The sequence below is a fragment of the Rhodanobacter soli genome (assembly GCF_039523495.1).
GTDB classification, from domain to species: Bacteria; Pseudomonadota; Gammaproteobacteria; order Xanthomonadales; family Rhodanobacteraceae; genus Rhodanobacter; species Rhodanobacter soli.
In genome coordinates this window covers 746,674-765,192 of record NZ_BAAAFK010000001.1, presented here as the reverse complement: position 1 = coordinate 765,192, position 18,519 = coordinate 746,674, and the positions used below count along the sequence as shown (strand labels likewise).

At 66.5% G+C, this 18,519-nt stretch carries 15 protein-coding genes, 1 tRNA gene and 1 pseudogene; 7 read left to right on the top strand and 10 right to left on the bottom strand.

Going from position 1 to position 18,519, the window contains the following annotated elements; genetic code table 11:
• Positions 1-8 precede the first annotated feature (8 nt).
• Positions 9-461 (bottom strand): ATP-dependent zinc protease family protein, encoded by a 453-nt coding sequence (locus tag ABD024_RS03330; RefSeq protein WP_343849665.1) that lies wholly within the window; start codon positions 459-461, stop codon positions 9-11.
• A 30-nt stretch (positions 462-491) separates the two neighbouring features.
• Positions 492-565, bottom strand: a tRNA-Gly gene (locus tag ABD024_RS03325).
• Positions 566-842: 277 nt separating this feature from the next.
• On the opposite strand from ABD024_RS03325, the gene ABD024_RS03320 reads away from it, so the two are divergent.
• From ABD024_RS03320 to ABD024_RS03305, 4 genes are all read left to right on the top strand, one after another.
• A complete protein-coding gene (locus ABD024_RS03320; protein WP_343849662.1) occupies positions 843-3,065 on the top strand; it encodes a DUF6600 domain-containing protein in 2,223 nt (740 codons plus the stop codon).
• Positions 3,066-3,146: 81 nt separating this feature from the next.
• The gene (gene trmB, locus ABD024_RS03315) at positions 3,147-3,857 is read left to right on the top strand and encodes a tRNA (guanosine(46)-N7)-methyltransferase TrmB (RefSeq protein WP_343849659.1); all 711 of its coding nucleotides are present in this window, start codon (positions 3,147-3,149) and stop codon (positions 3,855-3,857) included.
• Between the two features lie 445 nt (positions 3,858-4,302).
• Positions 4,303-6,120, top strand: a complete 1,818-nt coding sequence (locus tag ABD024_RS03310) for an SLC13 family permease (protein ID WP_343854470.1) — start codon at positions 4,303-4,305, stop codon at positions 6,118-6,120.
• A gap of 554 nt (positions 6,121-6,674) precedes the next feature.
• On the top strand, positions 6,675-8,024 hold the full coding sequence (locus tag ABD024_RS03305; RefSeq protein ID WP_343849654.1) for a phosphohexomutase domain-containing protein: 1,350 nt from the start codon (positions 6,675-6,677) through the stop codon (positions 8,022-8,024).
• A 124-nt stretch (positions 8,025-8,148) separates the two neighbouring features.
• Here ABD024_RS03305 and ABD024_RS03300 read toward each other — a convergent pair whose 3' ends face one another.
• The 6 genes and pseudogenes from ABD024_RS03300 to ABD024_RS03275 all read right to left on the bottom strand — a co-directional run bounded on the left by ABD024_RS03300 (position 8,149) and on the right by ABD024_RS03275 (position 13,019).
• Complete coding sequence (locus ABD024_RS03300; protein WP_343849651.1) at positions 8,149-9,159, bottom strand: NAD-dependent epimerase; 1,011 nt, start codon at positions 9,157-9,159, stop codon at positions 8,149-8,151.
• Between the two features lie 47 nt (positions 9,160-9,206).
• A complete protein-coding gene (galE, locus tag ABD024_RS03295) occupies positions 9,207-10,220 on the bottom strand; it encodes a UDP-glucose 4-epimerase GalE (RefSeq protein WP_343849647.1) in 1,014 nt (337 codons plus the stop codon).
• A 19-nt stretch (positions 10,221-10,239) separates the two neighbouring features.
• Positions 10,240-11,517 carry a Vi polysaccharide biosynthesis UDP-N-acetylglucosamine C-6 dehydrogenase TviB gene (tviB, locus tag ABD024_RS03290; RefSeq protein ID WP_343854466.1) on the bottom strand — a complete coding sequence of 426 codons (1,278 nt, stop codon included), beginning with the start codon at positions 11,515-11,517 and terminating at the stop codon, positions 10,240-10,242.
• Between the two features lie 479 nt (positions 11,518-11,996).
• Positions 11,997-12,431, bottom strand: a complete 435-nt coding sequence (locus ABD024_RS03285; protein ID WP_343849643.1) for a low molecular weight protein-tyrosine-phosphatase — start codon at positions 12,429-12,431, stop codon at positions 11,997-11,999.
• 27 nt (positions 12,432-12,458) lie between these two features.
• Positions 12,459-12,626: pseudogene (locus ABD024_RS03280) on the bottom strand (IS3-like element ISPsy28 family transposase); the annotation flags it as partial.
• A gap of 36 nt (positions 12,627-12,662) precedes the next feature.
• Complete coding sequence (locus tag ABD024_RS03275; RefSeq protein ID WP_343849638.1) at positions 12,663-13,019, bottom strand: Rieske (2Fe-2S) protein; 357 nt, start codon at positions 13,017-13,019, stop codon at positions 12,663-12,665.
• A 77-nt stretch (positions 13,020-13,096) separates the two neighbouring features.
• Here ABD024_RS03275 and ABD024_RS03270 point away from each other — a divergent pair, with 77 nt between their 5' ends.
• From ABD024_RS03270 to ABD024_RS03260, 3 genes are all read left to right on the top strand, one after another.
• Positions 13,097-13,366 (top strand): hypothetical protein, encoded by a 270-nt coding sequence (locus ABD024_RS03270; RefSeq protein WP_343849636.1) that lies wholly within the window; start codon positions 13,097-13,099, stop codon positions 13,364-13,366.
• 78 nt (positions 13,367-13,444) lie between these two features.
• Positions 13,445-14,356: a drug/metabolite exporter YedA gene (gene yedA, locus ABD024_RS03265; RefSeq protein WP_343849634.1), complete on the top strand. Its 912-nt coding sequence runs from the start codon at positions 13,445-13,447 to the stop codon at positions 14,354-14,356.
• 181 nt (positions 14,357-14,537) lie between these two features.
• Positions 14,538-15,926 (top strand): short-chain fatty acid transporter, encoded by a 1,389-nt coding sequence (locus ABD024_RS03260; RefSeq protein WP_343854462.1) that lies wholly within the window; start codon positions 14,538-14,540, stop codon positions 15,924-15,926.
• A gap of 87 nt (positions 15,927-16,013) precedes the next feature.
• Here the strand turns inward: ABD024_RS03260 and ABD024_RS03255 are convergent, their stop codons facing one another.
• Complete coding sequence (locus ABD024_RS03255) at positions 16,014-17,336, bottom strand: ABC transporter permease (protein ID WP_343849629.1); 1,323 nt, start codon at positions 17,334-17,336, stop codon at positions 16,014-16,016.
• Between the two features lie 12 nt (positions 17,337-17,348).
• Positions 17,349-18,512 (bottom strand): ABC transporter permease, encoded by a 1,164-nt coding sequence (locus ABD024_RS03250; protein WP_343849625.1) that lies wholly within the window; start codon positions 18,510-18,512, stop codon positions 17,349-17,351.
• Positions 18,513-18,519 lie beyond the last annotated feature (7 nt).

Below are 18,519 nucleotides of genomic sequence, written 5' to 3'. Positions count from 1 at the left end.
AGTGGCCGTCATCGAAAGTCCGTGGCCGCCGTCAGTGGCCGCGTCTGGGTATAGGAACGCACCGGGTCCACCGCAAAACGCCCGCTCAGCGCACTGCGGCCCAGCAACATCGGAAACAGCATATGCCGACGATCGGTCAGGTTGATGTCGACGCTGAACTGCTGCCCCGCCAGTTGTACTTCACTGCGGATGAACCAGCGCTCGGTGCGCCGCCCCCCGGTGTCGGTCACCGCGCGGCGGTCCAACGCCGGCGCCTCGCAGCAGATCTCCACCGGCTGGCGCCGCCCGGCATGGATGGTGAAACGCAGCCAGGTCGCGCCGTCGCGCTGGAAGGTCTCGAGGGTGTCCACGTGCAGCGAACTGCTGCGCGCGCCGGTATCGAGCTTCGCCTTGAGCATGTCGATACCCAGCTGCGGCAACGCCAGCCGCTCCCGCCAACCGAGGGTGATCAGATCCGCCATAAGGGTTCGGGATTGCTCGGGGACCGGGGGTGGAGCGGGTGAAGGGAATCGAACCCTCGTCAGTAGCTTGGGAAGCTACAGCTCTACCATTGAGCTACACCCGCCTTGGCCGGCGGATGGTAACCCGGGATTCGCGTGGTTGAAAAGCTCGACCCCCACCCGCCCTTCCAGGCAGAAGGGCATTTCTGCGACTGCACGTTCGCTCCTTCCCCTGCTTTGCGGGGGAGGGAGCAAGCTGGATCGGGTGGCCCAACGCGTGCTGAACAAGCGCCTGCGCATAATCCGGCGACGGTCATCCCCGGCCTGACAATGCACGTTGAGGCGAGGGTGTCGAACGCAAGCCTCCGTACCCATCGCAAGCCCGCTCCCAAGGAGAGCACCATGCCCAGGTTCGTCGAGTTGTCCACTTCGTGGCGCCGTCACTGGCGCGCGCTGGCGATCATGTTGCTGTGCATGGTGGCGGGCCTGGCCCAGGCGCAGTCCGGCGTCGACGACAGCGCCGATCCGCCGAGCCGGGTGGCGCGGCTGTCGTACATCGCTGGCGATCTCGGCTTCCTGCCTGCCGGCGCGAAGGACTGGAGCGACGCCAACATCAACCGCCCGCTGACCACCGGCGACAAACTGTCCACCGCCCAGGGCGCGCGCGCCGAGCTGGAGTTCGGTGGCGGCACGCTGCGCATCGACGGGCGGACCGACTTCGGCCTGCTCGACCTCAACGACCAGCTGGCCCAGATCGAACTGACCCAGGGCACGCTCAGCCTCACCGTGCGCCGCCTCGACGACGGCCAGAGCTACGAGATCGACACCCCGGCGGTGGCGCTGGTGGTCGACCAGCCCGGCACGTTCCGCGTCGACATCGACGAGCGCGACGGCAGCACCCGCGTCACCGCATTCGACGGCGGTGCCACCGTGTTCGGCGAGAACAACGCGCAACGCCCGATCAATCCCGGGCGCAGCTACCGCTTCGTCGACCCGAGCCTGTCCATGGTGACGATCACCGACATTGGCGGCGGTGACGCGTTCGACGCCTGGGCCAGCGAACGCGACCGCCGCTACGCGCAATCGGACAGCAGCCGGTACGTCTCCGACGACGTGGTCGGTTACCAGGACCTCGACCAGTACGGCGCCTGGCAGGACACCAGCGAGTATGGCGCGGTGTGGTTCCCCAGCGACGTCGACGCCAACTGGGCGCCTTACCGCAACGGCCACTGGGCCTACATCGCGCCGTGGGGCTGGACCTGGGTGGATGATGCGCCGTGGGGTTTCGCGCCGTACCACTACGGCCGCTGGGCGTACGTGCGCGACGGCTGGGGCTGGATCCCGGGGCCGCGCGACGTGCGCCCGATCTACGCACCGGCGCTGGTCGCCTTCGTCGGCGGCGGTGGCTGGTCGGTCGGCATCGGCGGTGCGCCGGTAGGCTGGTTCCCGCTCGGCCCGGGCGAGTTCTACAACCCGTGGTACCGCTGTGGCCGCAACTACTACGCCAACGTCAACATCCGCAATATCCGCGGGCGCCACGGCTACGATCCGCGCCGCGACATCGACGACCACTACAACCGTTACCGCCGCGGCCAGCCCGGTCGCGGCGACCGCTACGTCAACCGCGACGCACCGCGCGGCTTCACCGCCGTGCCCGGCCGCAGCTTCGCCGGCGGCCGCCACGTGCAGCGCGACATGGTGCGGATCGACCCGCGCAAACTCACCGATGCACCGGTGCTGCCGCGTGGCGTCGACCGGCCCCGCCCGATCGCCGGCGCTACGAGACCACCGCGCAACACGCATGCACGCGACCTGCCCGCCGGCGGCTTCAACCGGCAGGTGGTGGCGCGCCGTGCGCCACCCACGATCCACGACGCGCCCGTTCCCGGCCGCGGCGACAGGTTCGCCGCCACGCCGCGCAGCAACGTGCGCGTGCTGGATGGCCAGGGCGACCTCCGCCGCAGCGGGCGTCCGTCCATGGCGGATCGCAACGACAACATTCAACGCCGGCCAGCCACCGCGACCGGGCAACTGCCCGCCGTCCCGCGCATCATGCCGGCCACGCCCAACCGCGGGCCGGACATGGTGCGCGACGACGGCGAACTGCGCTCCGCCCGCTTCGCCCACCCGCGCGGCCGCGACGACGTGGATCGCCGCACGGCGACGCCACGCCCGGGCGTCAGCTACATCGCCCCCGCCGCCGAAGAACAGCCGCGCGCGATCCCCGGCAACCGTCCGATGCCTTCGGAGGCGCCGCAGATCCGGCGCGCCGAACCTCGCAGCATGCCGGCCGACAACGACCGCTTCCAGCGCTACCAGTCCGACCGCACCGTGCAGCGGGAACGGCCGCAGCCGGCGGCGCCGGTGCGCGAGCGGGCCGAACCGCGCTTCCAGCGGCCCGAACCCGCGCCGCGCGAGTATGTGCGCGAGCAGCCGCGCCCGATGCCCAGCCCGGTGCAGCGCGAGCCGGTGTCGCAACCTCGCCCGCAACCGCAGTACCAACCGCCGCAACGCACCGCGCCGCAGCCACCGCGCGCCGAAGCGCCACGACCGCAGCGCAGCGAATCGCGGCCGTCCAACCGCAGGAATGCGGAGCGTGTGCGCGAGGACGAGCGGCAGCACTGAGGCAAGAGTCTGAGCCCACCCCAACCTTCTCCTGCCTGCAGGGGAGGGCTTGGGGTGGGGGTCAGGCTCTACAATGCGCGGATGCCCACGACCGATTCCCCCGATCGCCCAACTCCCGAATACATGCGCCGCATCCGCAGCTTCGTATTGCGCGAAGGGCGCATGACGCCGGCGCAGCAGCGCGCGTTCGACACGCTGTGGTCGCGCTTCGGCATCGACTACCAAGGCGCCCCGCACGACTTCACCGCGAACTTCGGTCGCGTGGCGCCGCTGGTGCTGGAGATCGGCTTCGGCAACGGCGAGGCACTGGCTTGGGCCAGCGAGCACGACCTGGCGCGCGACTTCATCGGTGTCGAAGTGCACGGCCCCGGCGTGGGCCGGCTGATGAATGCATTGGCCGCACGCGACGCAGCCAACGTGCGGCTATACAAGCACGACGCGGTGGAAGTGCTGCAACACGAGATCGCCCCTGCCGCCTTGTCCGAAGCACGCATCTGGTTCCCCGATCCGTGGCACAAGAAGCGCCACAACAAGCGCCGCCTGATCCAACCCGAGTTCGCCGCCCTGCTCGCCTCGTGCATGGCCCCCGACGGCCTGCTGCACCTGGCCACCGACTGGCAGCCCTACGCCGAGCACATGCTCGAAGTGATGGAAGCCGCCCCCGCCTGGCGCAACCAGCTCGGCCCCGGGCAGTACGCCGAGAAGCCGGAGTGGCGCATCGAGACGCACTTCGAGCGGCGTGGGCTGAAGCTGGGGCATGGGGTGTGGGATTTGTTGTATCGGAAAGTTTGAGAGGAAGGGCGTCACGCTTCCGGCCTCCGCGTTTTACTCGCAGCTGTGCCAGACCCCGTTCGCCCCGGATCAAGTCCGGGGCAGGCTCTGAGCCTGTTGAAGGGCACTCGCGGGATGTTTGAACTCGCTCGCCATGTCCATCCGTCCATCCTTCGACAGGCTCAGGACGAACGGATGGGCGCAGGTCCGGGGCGAATGGATGGGGGTGACAGGTTCGAGGCGGACGGAAGGATGTGGAAGGGTTGGGCGATCGAAGGGAGTCCTTCAGGGGCGGGGTTGTTCTTGGCCTCCGGTTCACCAGCAACCATGCCGCCCCGCTTATACTCACGCTCATCCACACAGGGACGAACCGTCGCAGCGTGAAGCTTCCACTGCCCCGCCGCATCCACCGTAACCGGCTGCCCTGCAGGGACGTCAGCTAGTGGCACTCTCGCTCACCCCCGAAATGATCCTGGTACTCGGGCTGGTGGGTTTCACCATGCTGATGCTGGTGCTGGAGTGGCTGCGCGCCGACATGGTGGCGCTGCTGGTGGTAGTGGTGATCGGCTTGACCGGGCTGCTGCCGTCCGATCGCGTGTTCAACGGCTTCGCCGGCAACGCGGTGATCGCGATCATCGCGATCATGATCATGGGCGAGGGGTTGGACCGGGCCGGCGTGCTCAACGCCACCGCGCAGTTCGTGGTGCGCATGTCGCGCGGCGCGGAATCGCGTCTGGGCGTGGTGATCAACCTGGTCGCCAGCCTGTTCAGTTCGGTGATCCCCAGCCAGGCGCTGGCCGCGCTGATGATCCCGGTCAGCAGCCGGTTGGCCGCGCGCACCGGCGTGCCGTTGTCGAAGCTGCTGCTGCCGATGGCGTTCTGCATCCTCACCGCCACCAACACCACGCTGATCGCCAACTCCTCGCTGATCGTGCTGAACGACCTGATCGCCAGCGCCAATGCCAACCTGATGCCGGGCGCGCACACCATCCCCAAGTTCGGCCTGTTCAGCGTGACTCCGATCGGCCTGGCGCTGGCGGCGGTGGGCGTGCTGTATTTCTACCTGTTCGGACGCAAGCTGCTGCCCGGGCACGAGGACGAGCGACTGAAGGTGACGCCGGGCCGCACCGAAAGCTATTTTGCCGAGACCTACGGCATCGGCGGCGAAACGTCCGAGCTCACCGTCACCGCGGAAAGCCCGCTGGTCGGCATGAGCATCGGCGAGGTCGAGCAACTGCACGAAGCGCCGCTGATCCTGGCGATCAAGAGCGGCAACGACGCACGCATGGCACCACCGGCCGACCACGTGATCTGGGTCGGCTCGGTGTTGGGCGTGTTCGGCCCACGCGAGCAACTGGCGCAGTTCGCCAACAACCAGTTGTGCCGGCTGTCCTCGCGCATGCGCCAGCTCGGCGAGCTGTTCAACCCCACCCGTGCCGGCATTTCCGAAGTGGTGATCCCGCCGGTGTCGCGCTTCATCAAGCACACCGTGGCCGAGCTGCGCCTGCGCAAGCGCTTCGGCATCTCGGTGCTGGCGGTGACCCGCGGCGAGCAGGTGTTCCGCGACGACGTGCGCGCGGTCAGCCTGCGCGCCGGCGACACCGTGGTGCTGCACAGCAACTGGCGCGACCTGGCGCTGGCCGCGGAAGACAAGGACCTGGTCGTCGTCACCGACATCCCGAAGGAGCAGCAGCGCCCCGGCAAGATCTGGCAGGCGGTGGGCTTCTTCCTGTTCGCCCAGTGCCTGGCGTTGTTCACCAACCTCGACCTGTCGATCGCGATGATGACCGGCGCCATCGCGATGCTGCTGACCGGCGTGCTGAACATGGACGAGGCGTACAAGGCGGTGAACTGGAAAACCGTCTTCGTGATCGCCTGCCTGATCCCGCTGGGCTGGTCGATGGACGCCACCGGCACCGCCGCGTGGCTGGCGCAGCAGGTGCTGTACTACCTGGGCAACGCCTCGCCCTACCTGCTGCAACTGGTGCTGGCGGTACTCACCCTGCTGTTCTCGCAGGTGATGTCCAACGTCGGCGCCACCGTGATGATGGTGCCGATCGCGATCAGCGTGGCCGTCGCCACCGGCGGCAATCCGTCGGCCTACGCGCTGATCGTGGCGGTGTCTTCCTCCAACACCTTCCTACTCAGCTCCGGCCACCCGGCGCTGATGATGGTCACCGGCCCCGGCGGCTACAAAGGCAAGGACTTCCTGCGCGTCGGCCTGCCGCTGACCTTCCTGGTCCTCGTCGTCACCCTGCTCGCGATCAACCTGATGTTCCACTGATCGGCCCGGACTCCGCCCCCGCTTCGCGGGAGCGGTGCATGGCGACATCGCAGTGCGGGTGCACCGATCCTCCGTTCGTCCCGAGCCTCACAACTCCGCTCGCCCCGAGCCTCACAACTCCGCTCGCCCCTAGCCTCACAACTCCGCTCGCCCCGAACCTCACAACTCCGCTCGCCCCGAACCTCACAACTCCGCTCGCCCTGAGCCTGTCGAAGGGCGTTCGCCGCGGGATGTCGACCCACCGCGCTCTTCCGCTCATCCTTCGACAGGCTCAGGACGAACGGAAGAGATGACAGGCTCGGAGCCTGCCCCGGACTTGATCCGGGGACGAACGGAAGAGGTGACAGGCTCGGGGCGAGCGGAGTTGTGAGGCTCAGGACGAACGGGGCCGTGTGAGCTTGCCCTGACAAAGAGCAACCCCACCCTCCCCTGCTTCGCGGGGGAGGGAGCAGGGCATGCAGCTTCGGTTCGCCCCCCTGCACAGCAGGCGGCGGGACCGAAGCAGTGCCGACCGCTATCATTCACGGCTGACCGCAACAACCAGGAACACACGGATGACCACACTCCCCTGCTTCAAGGCCTACGACATTCGCGGGCGCGTGCCCGACGAGCTTGACGAAACGTTGGCGCGCAAGATCGGCCTTGGCATGGCCGGCCTGCTCGGCCCGGGACCGGTGGTGGTGGGGCGCGACGTACGCCTGAGCAGCCCGGCGCTACAGGCGGCGGTGAGCGAAGGTTTCCAGGCGGCCGGGCGCGAAGTGATCGACATCGGCATGGGTGGTACCGAGGAGGTCTATTTCCAGACCGATCACCTCGGCGCGGCCGGCGGCGTGATGGTCACCGCCAGCCACAACCCGATGGACTACAACGGCATGAAGCTGGTGCGCGAAGGCTCGCGACCGATCAGCGGCGACAGCGGGCTGTTCGCGATCCGCGACTTCGCCGCCAGCCACGACGCACCGATCCCGACTACCACCGCCACGCCGCGTCGGATGACGGACAAGTCCGCCTACATCGCGCATCTGCTTGGCTACGTCGACCGCGACCGGCTGCAGCCGTTGAAGATCGTGGCCAACGCCGGCAACGGCGGCGCCGGCCTGGTGGTCGACCAGCTTGCCCCGCACCTGCCGTTCCAGTTCATCCGCATCCAGCACGAGCCGGACGGCCATTTCCCCAACGGCATCCCCAACCCGCTGCTGCCCGAATGCCGCGCCGCCACCGCCGACGCGGTGCGCGCGCATGGCGCCGACCTTGGCGTAGCCTGGGACGGCGATTTCGACCGCTGCTTCTTCTTCGATGCCGACGGCCGCTTCATCGAGGGCTACTACCTGGTCGGCCTGCTGGCCAAAGCGCTGCTGGCGCGGCACCCGGGCGGCAAGATCATCCACGACCCGCGGCTCACCTGGAACACCATCGAGATGGTGCGCGAAGCCGGCGGCATCCCGGTGCTGAGCAAGACCGGCCACGCCTTCATCAAGGAACGCATGCGCGCCGAGAACGCCATCTACGGCGGCGAGATGAGCGCGCATCACTACTTCCGCGACTTTGCCTACTGCGACTCCGGCATGATCCCGTGGCTGCTGATCGCCGACCTGATCTCCGCCAGCGGCCTGTCACTGGCCGAGCTGGTGGAAGACCGCATGCGCGCGTTCCCGTGCAGCGGCGAGATCAACTTCAAGGTCGCCGACGCAAGCGCCACCACCGCGCGGGTGATGGCGCACTACACCCACCTCACGCCCGCGCTCGACCACACCGACGGCATCAGCGCCGACTTCGGCAACTGGCGCTTCAACCTGCGCAGCTCCAACACCGAGCCGCTGCTGCGACTCAACGTGGAATCGCGCGGCGACGATGCGTTGATGCGGGAACGCACCGCCGAGATCGCGGCGCTGATCAACGGCTGAGCGCGTAGCCGCAAGTCGCCAGCGGCGACGCCGGCCATAGCGCCGTCAGCTCCGGCACGGTGGCGTCGACAGGACCTGCGCCACCCGTTGCCAGGTGGAAACGAACGGCAGGCGCGAGCACTACCTACGCTCCGTAGTACTCGCGGTACCAATCGACGAAACGGGCCACGCCGACCTCCACCGATACCTGCGGCTTGTAGCCGACGGCCTGAATCAGATCCGACACATCCGCTTCGGTGTCCGGCACGTCGCCCGCCTGCAGCGGCAGCATCTCCATCTGTGCCTTGCGGCCGAGGCAATGTTCCAGCACCTCGATGTAGCGCAGCAGATCTATCGACTGCTCGTTGCCAATGTTGAACAGCCGGTACGGCGCCACGCCGCTGCTGGCGGGATCGGGCGCCAGCGCGTCCCAATGCAAACCCTTGCCCGGCACCGTGTCCAACGTGCGGATGACGCCTTCGGCGACATCGTCGACATAGGTGAAACTGCGCTTGTGGTGACCGTGGTTGAACACCTTGATCGGCTCGCCGGCCAGGATCGCCCTGGTGAACAGGAACAACGCCATGTCCGGCCGTCCCCACGGACCATACACCGTGAAGAATCGCAAACCCGTACTGGGGATGCCATACAGATGCGCGTAACTATGCGCCATCTGCTCGTTGGCCTTCTTGGTCGCTGCGTAAAGCGTCAAAGGATGCTCGGTGGGCTGATGCTCGGAGAACGGCATCTTCGTATTGGCGCCGTAAACCGAGCTGGTCGAGGCGAATACCAGATGCTCCACGCCATGATGGCGGCAGCCTTCCAGAACATGGAGAAAACCAGTGATGTTGCTGGCCACGTAGATATGCGGATTTTCCGCCGCATAACGCACGCCCGCCTGCGCCGCGAGGTTGATGACACGCTGCGGTTTGTGCGTGGCGAACACACTTTCAACCAACGCCCGATCCGCCAGGTCGCCGTGAATATGCGTGTAGTGCGGATGATCCACGAAGCGCGCCAGCCGCGCCTTCTTCAGGTTCACGTCGTAGTAGTCGTTGAGGCTGTCGAAGCCGATGACTTCGTCGCCGCGCTCGAGCAGTTTCAGGGCGACATGGGAACCGATGAAGCCGGCGGTGCCGGTGACGAGGACTTTCATGGATGCATTCCGTAAATATGCGCGATCAAATCAGCATCGACCAAAGATCAGGCGACCTGATAGCCGTCCGGGTTATTCAATTGCCAGCGCCAGGCATCCTCACACATGCGCTCCAGTCCATGGCGTGCCTGCCAACCCAGGACTTCGCGCGCCATGGACACGTCCGCCCATAGCTCGGCTACGTCGCCGGGGCGTCGTTCGACAATGCGATAAGGCACTCGTGCACCGGTCGTGCGCTCGAAAGTCCTGATGAGTTCCAGCACGCTGTAGCCACATCCGGTGCCGAGATTCAGCGCTATACAGCCCTGTTGTGTCATGGCCCAGCGAACCGCGCTGGCATGCGCCTCGGCCAGGTCCACCACGTGCACGTAGTCGCGCACGCCCGTACCGTCACGCGTGGGATAGTCGCCGCCAAAGACCTGCAACTGCTCCCGGCGCTTGATCGCCACCTGGGTAACGTAGGGCATCAGATTGGCGGGAGTGCCCGTGGGACTTTCGCCGATGCGGCCGCTGGGATGTGCGCCGACCGGGTTGAAGTAGCGCAGCAGGACCCCGCTGAAGCCGGGCTGGGACGCGCTGTAGTCGCGGATCAGCTCTTCCATGATCAGCTTGGTGCGGCCATAGGGATTGGTGGCCTGCAGCGGCGCACTCTCCGTAACCGGGACTTGCTCTGAATTGCCGTAGACAGTAGCTGACGAACTGAACACCATGCGGCTCACCTGCGCCGCTTCCATGGCCTGCAGCAACGTGATCGTGCCGGAGATGTTGTTGTCGAAATAGGTCAGCGGCCGTGAACAACTTTCGCCAACCGACTTGAGTGCGGCGAAATGGATCACGCAATCCACTCCACCGGCGAAAGCCCGCGCGAGGTCGCGCCGTTCGCGAATATCCCCTTGAATGAAGGCAACAGGACGACCGACAAGCTCAGCCATGCGGTCAATCGCCACCCGCGTGCTGTTGCTCAGGTTGTCGAAGACAACCACCTCGTGCCCCAACTGGCCCAGCGCAACGCAGGTATGGCTGCCGATATAGCCGGCGCCACCACAGACCAGAATCTTCAAGCGTTTGTCCGCCATGTACTTAGAGCCGGCCGTCTGCAGCTTCGCGGGGAAGAACATATTTCACGTCGTAGACCACTGACGAAGCCTTGCCGAGGGCGCGGATGCCTTCTGTCCCCAGCGCCACAAACTGCTGGTGTCCGACAGCGATGATGACGGCGTCGTAATTGGCCATCGATGGTTGAGCCATCATGGTGATTCCGTATTCGTGCCGCGCTTGTTCCGCATCGACCCAGGGGTCATGCACGTCCACATCGGCGTTGTAGGCTTTCAGCGAGGCGACGATATCGACCACGCGCGTATTGCGCAGGTCCGGACAGTTTTCCTTGAACGCCAGGCCGAGTATCAGAATGCGCGCGCCAACCGGGTTGATGCCCTTGCACACCATCAGGCGGATCACCTCACCGGCGATATACGGACCCATGCTGTCATTGGTGCGGCGACCCGCCAGGATCACATCCGGGTGGTGCCCCACTTCCTGCGCCTTGTGGGTGAGGTAGTACGGATCCACGCTGATGCAATGGCCACCGACCAGGCCGGGGCGGAACGGCAGGAAGTTCCACTTGGTGCCGGCGGCCTGCAGCACTTCCAGCGTGTCGATGCCGAGCTTGTTGAACAGGATGGCCAGGTCATTGACCAGGGCGATGTTGAGATCGCGCTGGGTGTTCTCGATCACCTTGGCGGCTTCGGCCACTTTCAGCGAGCTGGCCTTGTGCGTGCCGGCGGTGATGATCGAGCCGTACAGGCTGTCGACAAAATCGGCCACTTCGGGCGTGGAGCCGGAGGTGACCTTGAGGATGGTGGTGACGCGATGCAGCTTGTCGCCGGGGTTGATGCGCTCGGGGCTGTAGCCAGCGAAGAAGTCACGGTTGTAGGTGAGGCCGGAGACTTTTTCGAGGATCGGCACGCAGACTTCTTCGGTACAACCGGGGTAGACGGTGGACTCGTACACCACGGTATCGCCGGGCTTGAGCACCTTACCCAGGCTTTCGCTGGCCTTGATCAGCGGGGTCAGGTCCGGTCGCTTGGCGGTGTCGATCGGAGTGGGCACCGTCACGATGTAAACGTTGCGATCACGGATATCGTCGAGCGCGGCGCTGAACCGCAGGCGTGTCGCCGTGGCGAGTTCGTCCGCATCGACTTCGAGCGTGTGGTCGCGACCGGCCCGCAGTTCGCCAATGCGGAGTGTATTGATGTCGAAGCCGACGGTGTCGTAGCGCTTGCCGAACTCCACGGCCAGTGGCAACCCGACGTATCCCAAGCCGATGATGGCGATCTTCGTGTCGTTCAGTGATTGCATGGTGCCTCCGTACGGCAATTTGAACCGGGCGCGGGGTCGGACGAATGGGAGGGAACCGTTGGAGCTGGTTCGACCGTCGATTATGGGGGTTTCGGGTTGCAGGGGCGACGCTGGTGGGTTTGGGGCTTTGGCGTTTTGTAGGGAGTATGGATTGAGCTTTGGCATTGAGGCAAAGAGCACACCCTTCCCAACTCTCCCCTGCGTTGCCCCTCAAGGGGACTTTCTTCGGTGCTGGAGCCAAGCGCAAGAGCGACCCCTACTCAGTCCTCCCCTGCTTCGCAGAGGAGGAAGCAAGGCAGCGGAGGCGGCATGGCGCAGGCCACGCTGATCACGAAGAGCGCGCCGGTAACGATGACGATCGGCCACTTGTGGCCGATCAGGGTACCGACCGTTCGCCCAGATCGATTTCGTCAGTGCCTTGCGATGGGGTTTTGTGCAGCGGCCATCCAGATGGTCATCCTTATCTGTGCATGGGGCGGTTACAGGTGGCGCAGCCAACTGTCGATACCTTGCGCGATCATGCCGTAAGCCTGCTCGAACGCAGGACGCTGCTGGCGGTACGGGTCGGGAATGTCGCGTCCCTGCAACCATTTGTCGAGCATGAAAATCTTGCCGCTGGCTTCCGGTGCCAGCCGCACCATGGCGTCCACGTGATTCTTTTCCATGCCGAGCACCAGGTCGGCCTCGCGCAGCATGGCGGGGGTGAGCTGGCGCGCGCGATGCGCTGCGCCGTCGATGCCTTGCTCGGCCAGCAGTTGCAACGCCGTCGCATCCATCGGGTAACCCGCCAGCGCGCCAAGGCCGGCGCTGCCCAACTGGATATCCCGGGATGCCAACCGCTCGCGCAACAGGTATTCGGCGGTCGGGCTGCGGCAGATGTTGCCGATGCAGACGGTCAAGATCCGCTTGAACATTGTGCTGAATGACTCCTCAAGCAGGCCCCAGTGTTCCTCGGACTGCGCCGGGCTGACGTAGTTCAAGATGGAGTGTAAACGGGACGCGTTGTACCAGAGCTGGCCGTGCAGCCGCTCCACTTTCAGCGAGCCGAACAGCGTTTCGCTGCAGCCGTTGTCCCGACAGTTGCCACGGCGGCTCGTTGATGCGGTGACCTTTCCCTGCGCGCAGGGAAAGGCGCAAGACGGAAGTTACATCAGCTTCACCACACCATCTTCCACCTGCACCGCCACCGCGCGCAGATGTTCGCCGCGGCACGGACCGGCGATGCACAGGCCGTCGCCCCGGTTGAAGGTGGCGCCGTGCACGGCGCAGATCAGGGTGTCGTTCTTCAGCAGGAATTTTCCGGGGGCATAGTCGAGGCGGCGGCCGGCGTGCGGGCAGACGTTGAGGTAGCCGTGTACGTGGTCGCCATGGCGCAGCAGGATCAGGCTTTCGTCGCCGTCGGCCAGACTGGCGTCGACGGCGGTGGCGCCGCCGTCGGGGATCTCGTCGAGCCGGCACAGCGACTGCTGTTGCGACAATTCGGCGGGAAGAAATGTATCCATCGGCACTTGCCTCGCGGGGCGGATGGCCCCATGGTTGTCGCGTAAGTCGTTGATTTTACCACACGGATTTTTAACACATGTACTTTGCCCTGCCTTCCCTGCGTCGTCCCCGCCATCCGCTGGCCCGTGCCCTGTCGTTGCTGCTCGGCGTGGCGGTGCTTGGCGTGCTGCTGGTGTTCGGGCTGGTGGTGGCCGGCGTGCTGCTGGTCGGTGGCGTCGTGCTGCTGGCCGTGCGTCAGTGGAAGCAGGGCCGCGCGCCGGCGAAGACGGTGGCGTCCAACGCGCAGCCGGCCGTGCTGGAAGGCGAGTTCGTGGTGGTTCGCCAGGGGCGCCCCGTCGCGCACTGATCGCGTTTTTCGGCAACCCGCTGCGGACAACCGGCATGGACGCGGGGATAATGCGCCGTCCCCACACGATCCACCCCCATGCCCGACACCCCTGTCTCCGTCGCGGTCGAAACGCCGCGCAGTCTGACTGACCCCCGTTTCCTGATACCGCTGGCACTGTTCGCGCTGTACGTGATCTGGGGTTCGACCTACCTGGGCATCCGTTTCGCGCTGGAAAGCTACCCGCCATTTCTGCTGGCCGGAATCCGCTTTCTGTGTGCCGGCGGGGTGCTGTACAGCTTCCTGCGCTTGCGCGGGATCGCCCCGCCGACGCCACTGCAGTGGCGCAACGCCGCGATCACCAGCGTGTTCTTGCTTGGCCTCGGCAACGGCCTGGTGTGTTTTGCCGAACAGCAGGTGAGCTCGGGCATCGCCGCCGTGGCGGTAGCCAGCATGCCGCTGTTCGCCGCGCTGTTCACCGGCATGTACGGCGAGTGGCCGAACCGGCGCGAAAGCGTCGGCCTGGTGGTCGGTTTTGCCGGCGTGATCGTGCTGAACCTGGGCAGCAGCCTGTCCGGCTCGCGGCTGGGCGCACTGGCGCTGCTGGCTGCCGCCGCGGCATGGGCCTTCGGCTCGGCATGGAGCCGACGCCGCGAAATGCCCCCCGGGCCGATGAACACCGCGGCACAGATGGTGTGCGGCAGTTTCGCGCTGCTCGCCTTCGCCCTGCTCAGCGGCGAGCAGTTACCGGCGCATCCCAGCCTGCGTTCCACTCTGGCGATCGCCTATCTGGCGGTGTTCGGCTCGATCATCGCGTTCAGCGCCTATCTGTATGTGCTCAAGCGTGCGCGACCGGCACTGGCCACCAGCTACGCCTACGTGAACCCGCCGGTGGCGGTGCTGTTCGGCGTGCTGCTGGCCGGCGAGCACGTGGGGCCCTATGAACTCGCCGGCATGGCGATCATCCTGTTCGGCGTGGCGGTGATCACGCTGGCGAAGCGCAAGCGCTAGGTCAAAGGCCCCACTCCGACCTGCCGTCCATCCTTCGACAGGCTCAGGACGAACGGCAGAGTGGGCGAGGGATCGACGCCCTGCCTAGACCATGGTCGGCTTGCCCGCTCCGCCGCCGCTGCGCGACGATGTCGCGATCACCGGCGGAGGCAGCATGAACAACGCAAGGCAGGACGGCTGGATGGCGCGTGCGGCGTTGCGCAGTGCGGCGTGGGCGGAGCGCTGGTTTCCGGATGCGTGGGTGTTTGCGGCGCTGGGCGTGGTGGTGGTGGCGCTGGCCGCTTTCAGTTTTGGCGCCACGCCGACGGCGACGGTCAACGCGTTCGGCGACGGCTTCTGGAGCCTGATCCCGTTCACCATGCAGATGGCGTTCGTGGTGATCGGCGGCTACGTGCTGGCCACTGCACCGGTGGTGGCGCGCTTCATCGACGTGCTGGCGCGGGCGCCGCGCACGGGGCGCGGGGCGATCGTGTACATCGCGCTGGTCAGCATGCTGGCCTCGCTGCTGAGCTGGGGTTTCTCGCTGGTGTTCGGCGGGTTGCTGGTACGCGCGCTGGCGCGGCGCGAGGATCTGCGCATGGATTACCGCGCGGCCGGCGCGGCGGCGTATCTCGGCCTGGGCGCGATCTGGGCGATGGGCTTGTCGTCATCGGCGGCGCAGCTGCAGGCGAACCCGGCCAGCATGCCGCCGGGGCTGCTGGCGATCACCGGCGTGCTGCCTTTCAGCCAGACCATCTTCCTGTGGCAGTCGATCGTGCTGACTGCGGTGCTGATCGTGGTGTCGCTGCTGATCTGCTGGACCACCGCACCGTCGGACGCGAACGCGCGCACCTCGAAAGATTTCGACGTGGGCGAAACCTCGACGCCCGTGCTGCCGCCGCGCACGCGCCCGGGCGAGTGGCTGGAATACAGCCCGCTGCTGTCGCTGGCGATCGGCCTGCTGGGGCTGGGCTGGCTCGGCCATGAGTTCGCCAGCAAGCCGGCGGTCACCGCGATCGCCAACCTCAACACCTACAACTTCCTGTTCCTCACCCTGGGCATCCTGCTGCACTGGCGCCCGCGCAGCTTCCTCGACGCGGTGAGCCGCGCGGTGCCGAGCACGTCCGGCGTGCTGATCCAGTTCCCGCTGTACGGTGGCATCGCCGCGCTGCTCACCCACGTGCCGGGCAGCGACGGCGCCACCCTGGCGCACCGGCTGTCGCATCTGTTCGTGCAGGTGGCCGGCCAGGAGAGCTTCCCCGCGGTGATGGGCGCGTACTCGGCGGTGCTCGGTTTCTTCGTGCCGTCCGGCGGCGGCAAGTGGCTGGTCGAGGCGCCGTACGTGATGCAGGCGGCGAACGACCTGCACGTGCACCTGGGCTGGGCGGTGCAGGTGTACAACGCGGCCGAGGCGCTGCCGAACCTGATCAACCCGTTCTGGATGCTGCCCCTGCTCGGCGTGCTCGGGCTGAAGGCGCGCGACGTGGTCGGCTATACCTTCATCCAGCTGGTGGTGCACGTGCCGCTGGTGCTGGGCATGCTGTGGCTGCTGGGCATGACGCTGACCTACGTGCCGCCGGTGATGCCCTGATGCACGCGTAGGAGCGCACCCTATGCGCGAGGCTCCTGGTCACATGACCGAAAGCATCGCGCACAGAGTGCGCTCCTACAGTTCGCTTTACAGTTCGCGCAAGGCCGTGGTCACCGGCAACCTGGCAGCGCGCACGGCGGGGAACAGGCCGCCGACGAAGCCGATCGCCATCGCCCACTTGATGCCCAGCCACAACAGTTCCGGCGAGACCTTGAACTGGAACACCACCTGGCTGAAGTTCGCGCCGAGGGTGGACGCGGTGTAGCCGTTGAAGATCAGCCAGCTGACCAGTCCACCGAGCACGCCGCCGAGCAGCGCCAGCAGCATGGTCTCCATCAGCACCGAGACCACCACCGGCAGGCCGCGGAAACCGATCGCGCGCAAGGTGGCGATCTCGCGGGCACGCGCAGCGATCGCGGCGAACATGGTGTTGAGTGCGCCGAAGATCGCGCCGATCGCCATGATCACGCCTACGGTGATGCCGACGACGCGGATCACCTTGGTCAGGTTTTCGGATTGCTTGCTGAAGTACTCGCGGGTGGTGCTGACGTCGACCTTCAAGCGCGGGTCGCCGGACAGCGCGGCCTTGAACGCATCGAACGCCTGCGGCGAGGTCAGCCGCACGGTCACGGATTGCACGCTGCTGCCGCGGCGATAGGCCGAGGCCACCGTCTGCGCATCGCCCCACAGCTCCGAGTCGTGCGAATCGCCGGAAGTGAACTCGCCCACGATGGACCATTCCTGCCCGGCCAGGCGCAGTTGCCTGCCCACGTCCAGCCCGGCGAACTGGCGCATCGCGCCCTGGCCCACCACCAGTTCGCGCAGGCCGGGTTTGAAGCGGCGGCCCTGCACGATCTTCACGTTCGGCCGCAAGGTCCAGGCCTCGTCGCCGACGCCGCGAATCGGCACGTTCGCCTCCACGCTGGCGTCGCTGCGCTTGGGCAGGTTGGCGACCACCGACTGTTCGGCCGACGCCACCGGCTTGCCGTCGGCACTGCGCGCCACGCCCGGCGCCTGGACGACCACGTTGACGCTGTCGCGGTCGAGCACCGAGTTCAACTCGGCATTGGAGCCGCCGCGCAGCACGATCGCGGTGTCGTCCGAACCGGTCTGTTGCAAGGTGCTCTGGAAGCCCTCGCCCATCGCCAGCATCGCCACCAGCACGCCGACCACGCCGGCGATGCCGATTACCACCACCAGCGAGGCGCCGATGCGCTGGCGCAGCGTGCTGATACCCACGCTGGTGATCGAGAGCGTCTGCCGGCCACGCCGGGTCAGCACCAGCCACAGTGCCAGCAGCAGCACCAGCAGCAGCACGGCGGGCCACGGCAATCTGGACCAGATGAGCAGGCCCGCGATCACGATGGCGACGAGGCCGAGGCCGCGCAGGAATGACTTGAATTTGCGCATGTCCGATTCTCCTCAGCGGCCAGCCAGTGCATCGACAATGTTCAACCGCATCGCCCGCCACGCCGGCAACGCGCCCACCACCAGGCCGATCAGCACCATCAGGCCAAGGCCCATCGCCCAACTGCCGGCACCCACCGGCGGCAGGTTGATCATGCCGCCGCTGCCCTTGCCGATGGCCGGCGCCAGCACGGCGGCCAGGCCCAGCCCGATCACGCCGCCGATCAGCAACAGCAGCACCGATTCGGCCAGCACCAGCGCCAGCACGCTGGTGCTGGAGAAACCAATCGTCTTGAGCACCGCCAGTTCGGACGTGCGTTCGCGCACCGCCTGCGCCATGGTGTTGGCGGTCAGCAGGATCAGGGTGAAGAACACCGCGCCCATGATCGAGCCGACGATCAGGCCGATGTCACCCAGCTGCTTGGCGAACGAGGCGCTGAAGGCCTGCTCGGTCTGGGTCTTGGTTTCGTGGTCGGAGTTGGCCGACAGCGCGTCGATCGCATGCGCCACGCGGTCGCCCTGCGCCGGGTCGGTCAGCCGGTCGATGTACCAGCCGACCGTGCCGTTGCCGAACGCGTTGGCCTCGTCGAAATATTTCCAGTGCAGCATGAACATCTGGTCGAGCCCGTTGGCTGCGCCCTTCTCGACGGTGAAGATGCCCTCGATGTCGAACGTCCAGGTCTTGGAGCCGTTCTTCTGCGGGAAGATGGTCGACTGCAGCGGAATCTTGTCGCCCACCTTCCAGCCGTACTTCTGCGCCAGCTTGTCGCCGATCACCGCGCCGATGCGGTTGTCGTCGAAGGCCTTGCGCTGCTCGGCCGACAGGCGGATTTCCGGATACAGGTCGAGGTAATTCGGGCTCACCGCATAGCTGAACACGAAGTTCTTCGGGTCCTGGTAGATGCCGCCGAACCAGTTCGCGTGGCCGACGTCGCGCACGCCGGGGATCGCGGCGATGCGCGTCTTCAGCGCTTCCGGCAAGGGCTGGATGATCGAGTAGCGCGACGAGGTAACCAGCCGGTCCACGCCGGCGATGCTCTGGCTGCCGGAGTCGAACGCCGTGCGCACCGCGTCGAGCATGCCGAACAGCAGGAACGCGGCGATGATCGACACCAGGGTGAGTATCGTGCGGGTCTTGCGCCGGAACAGCGCGGCCCAGATCAGGTGGAGGTATTTCATCATTGCC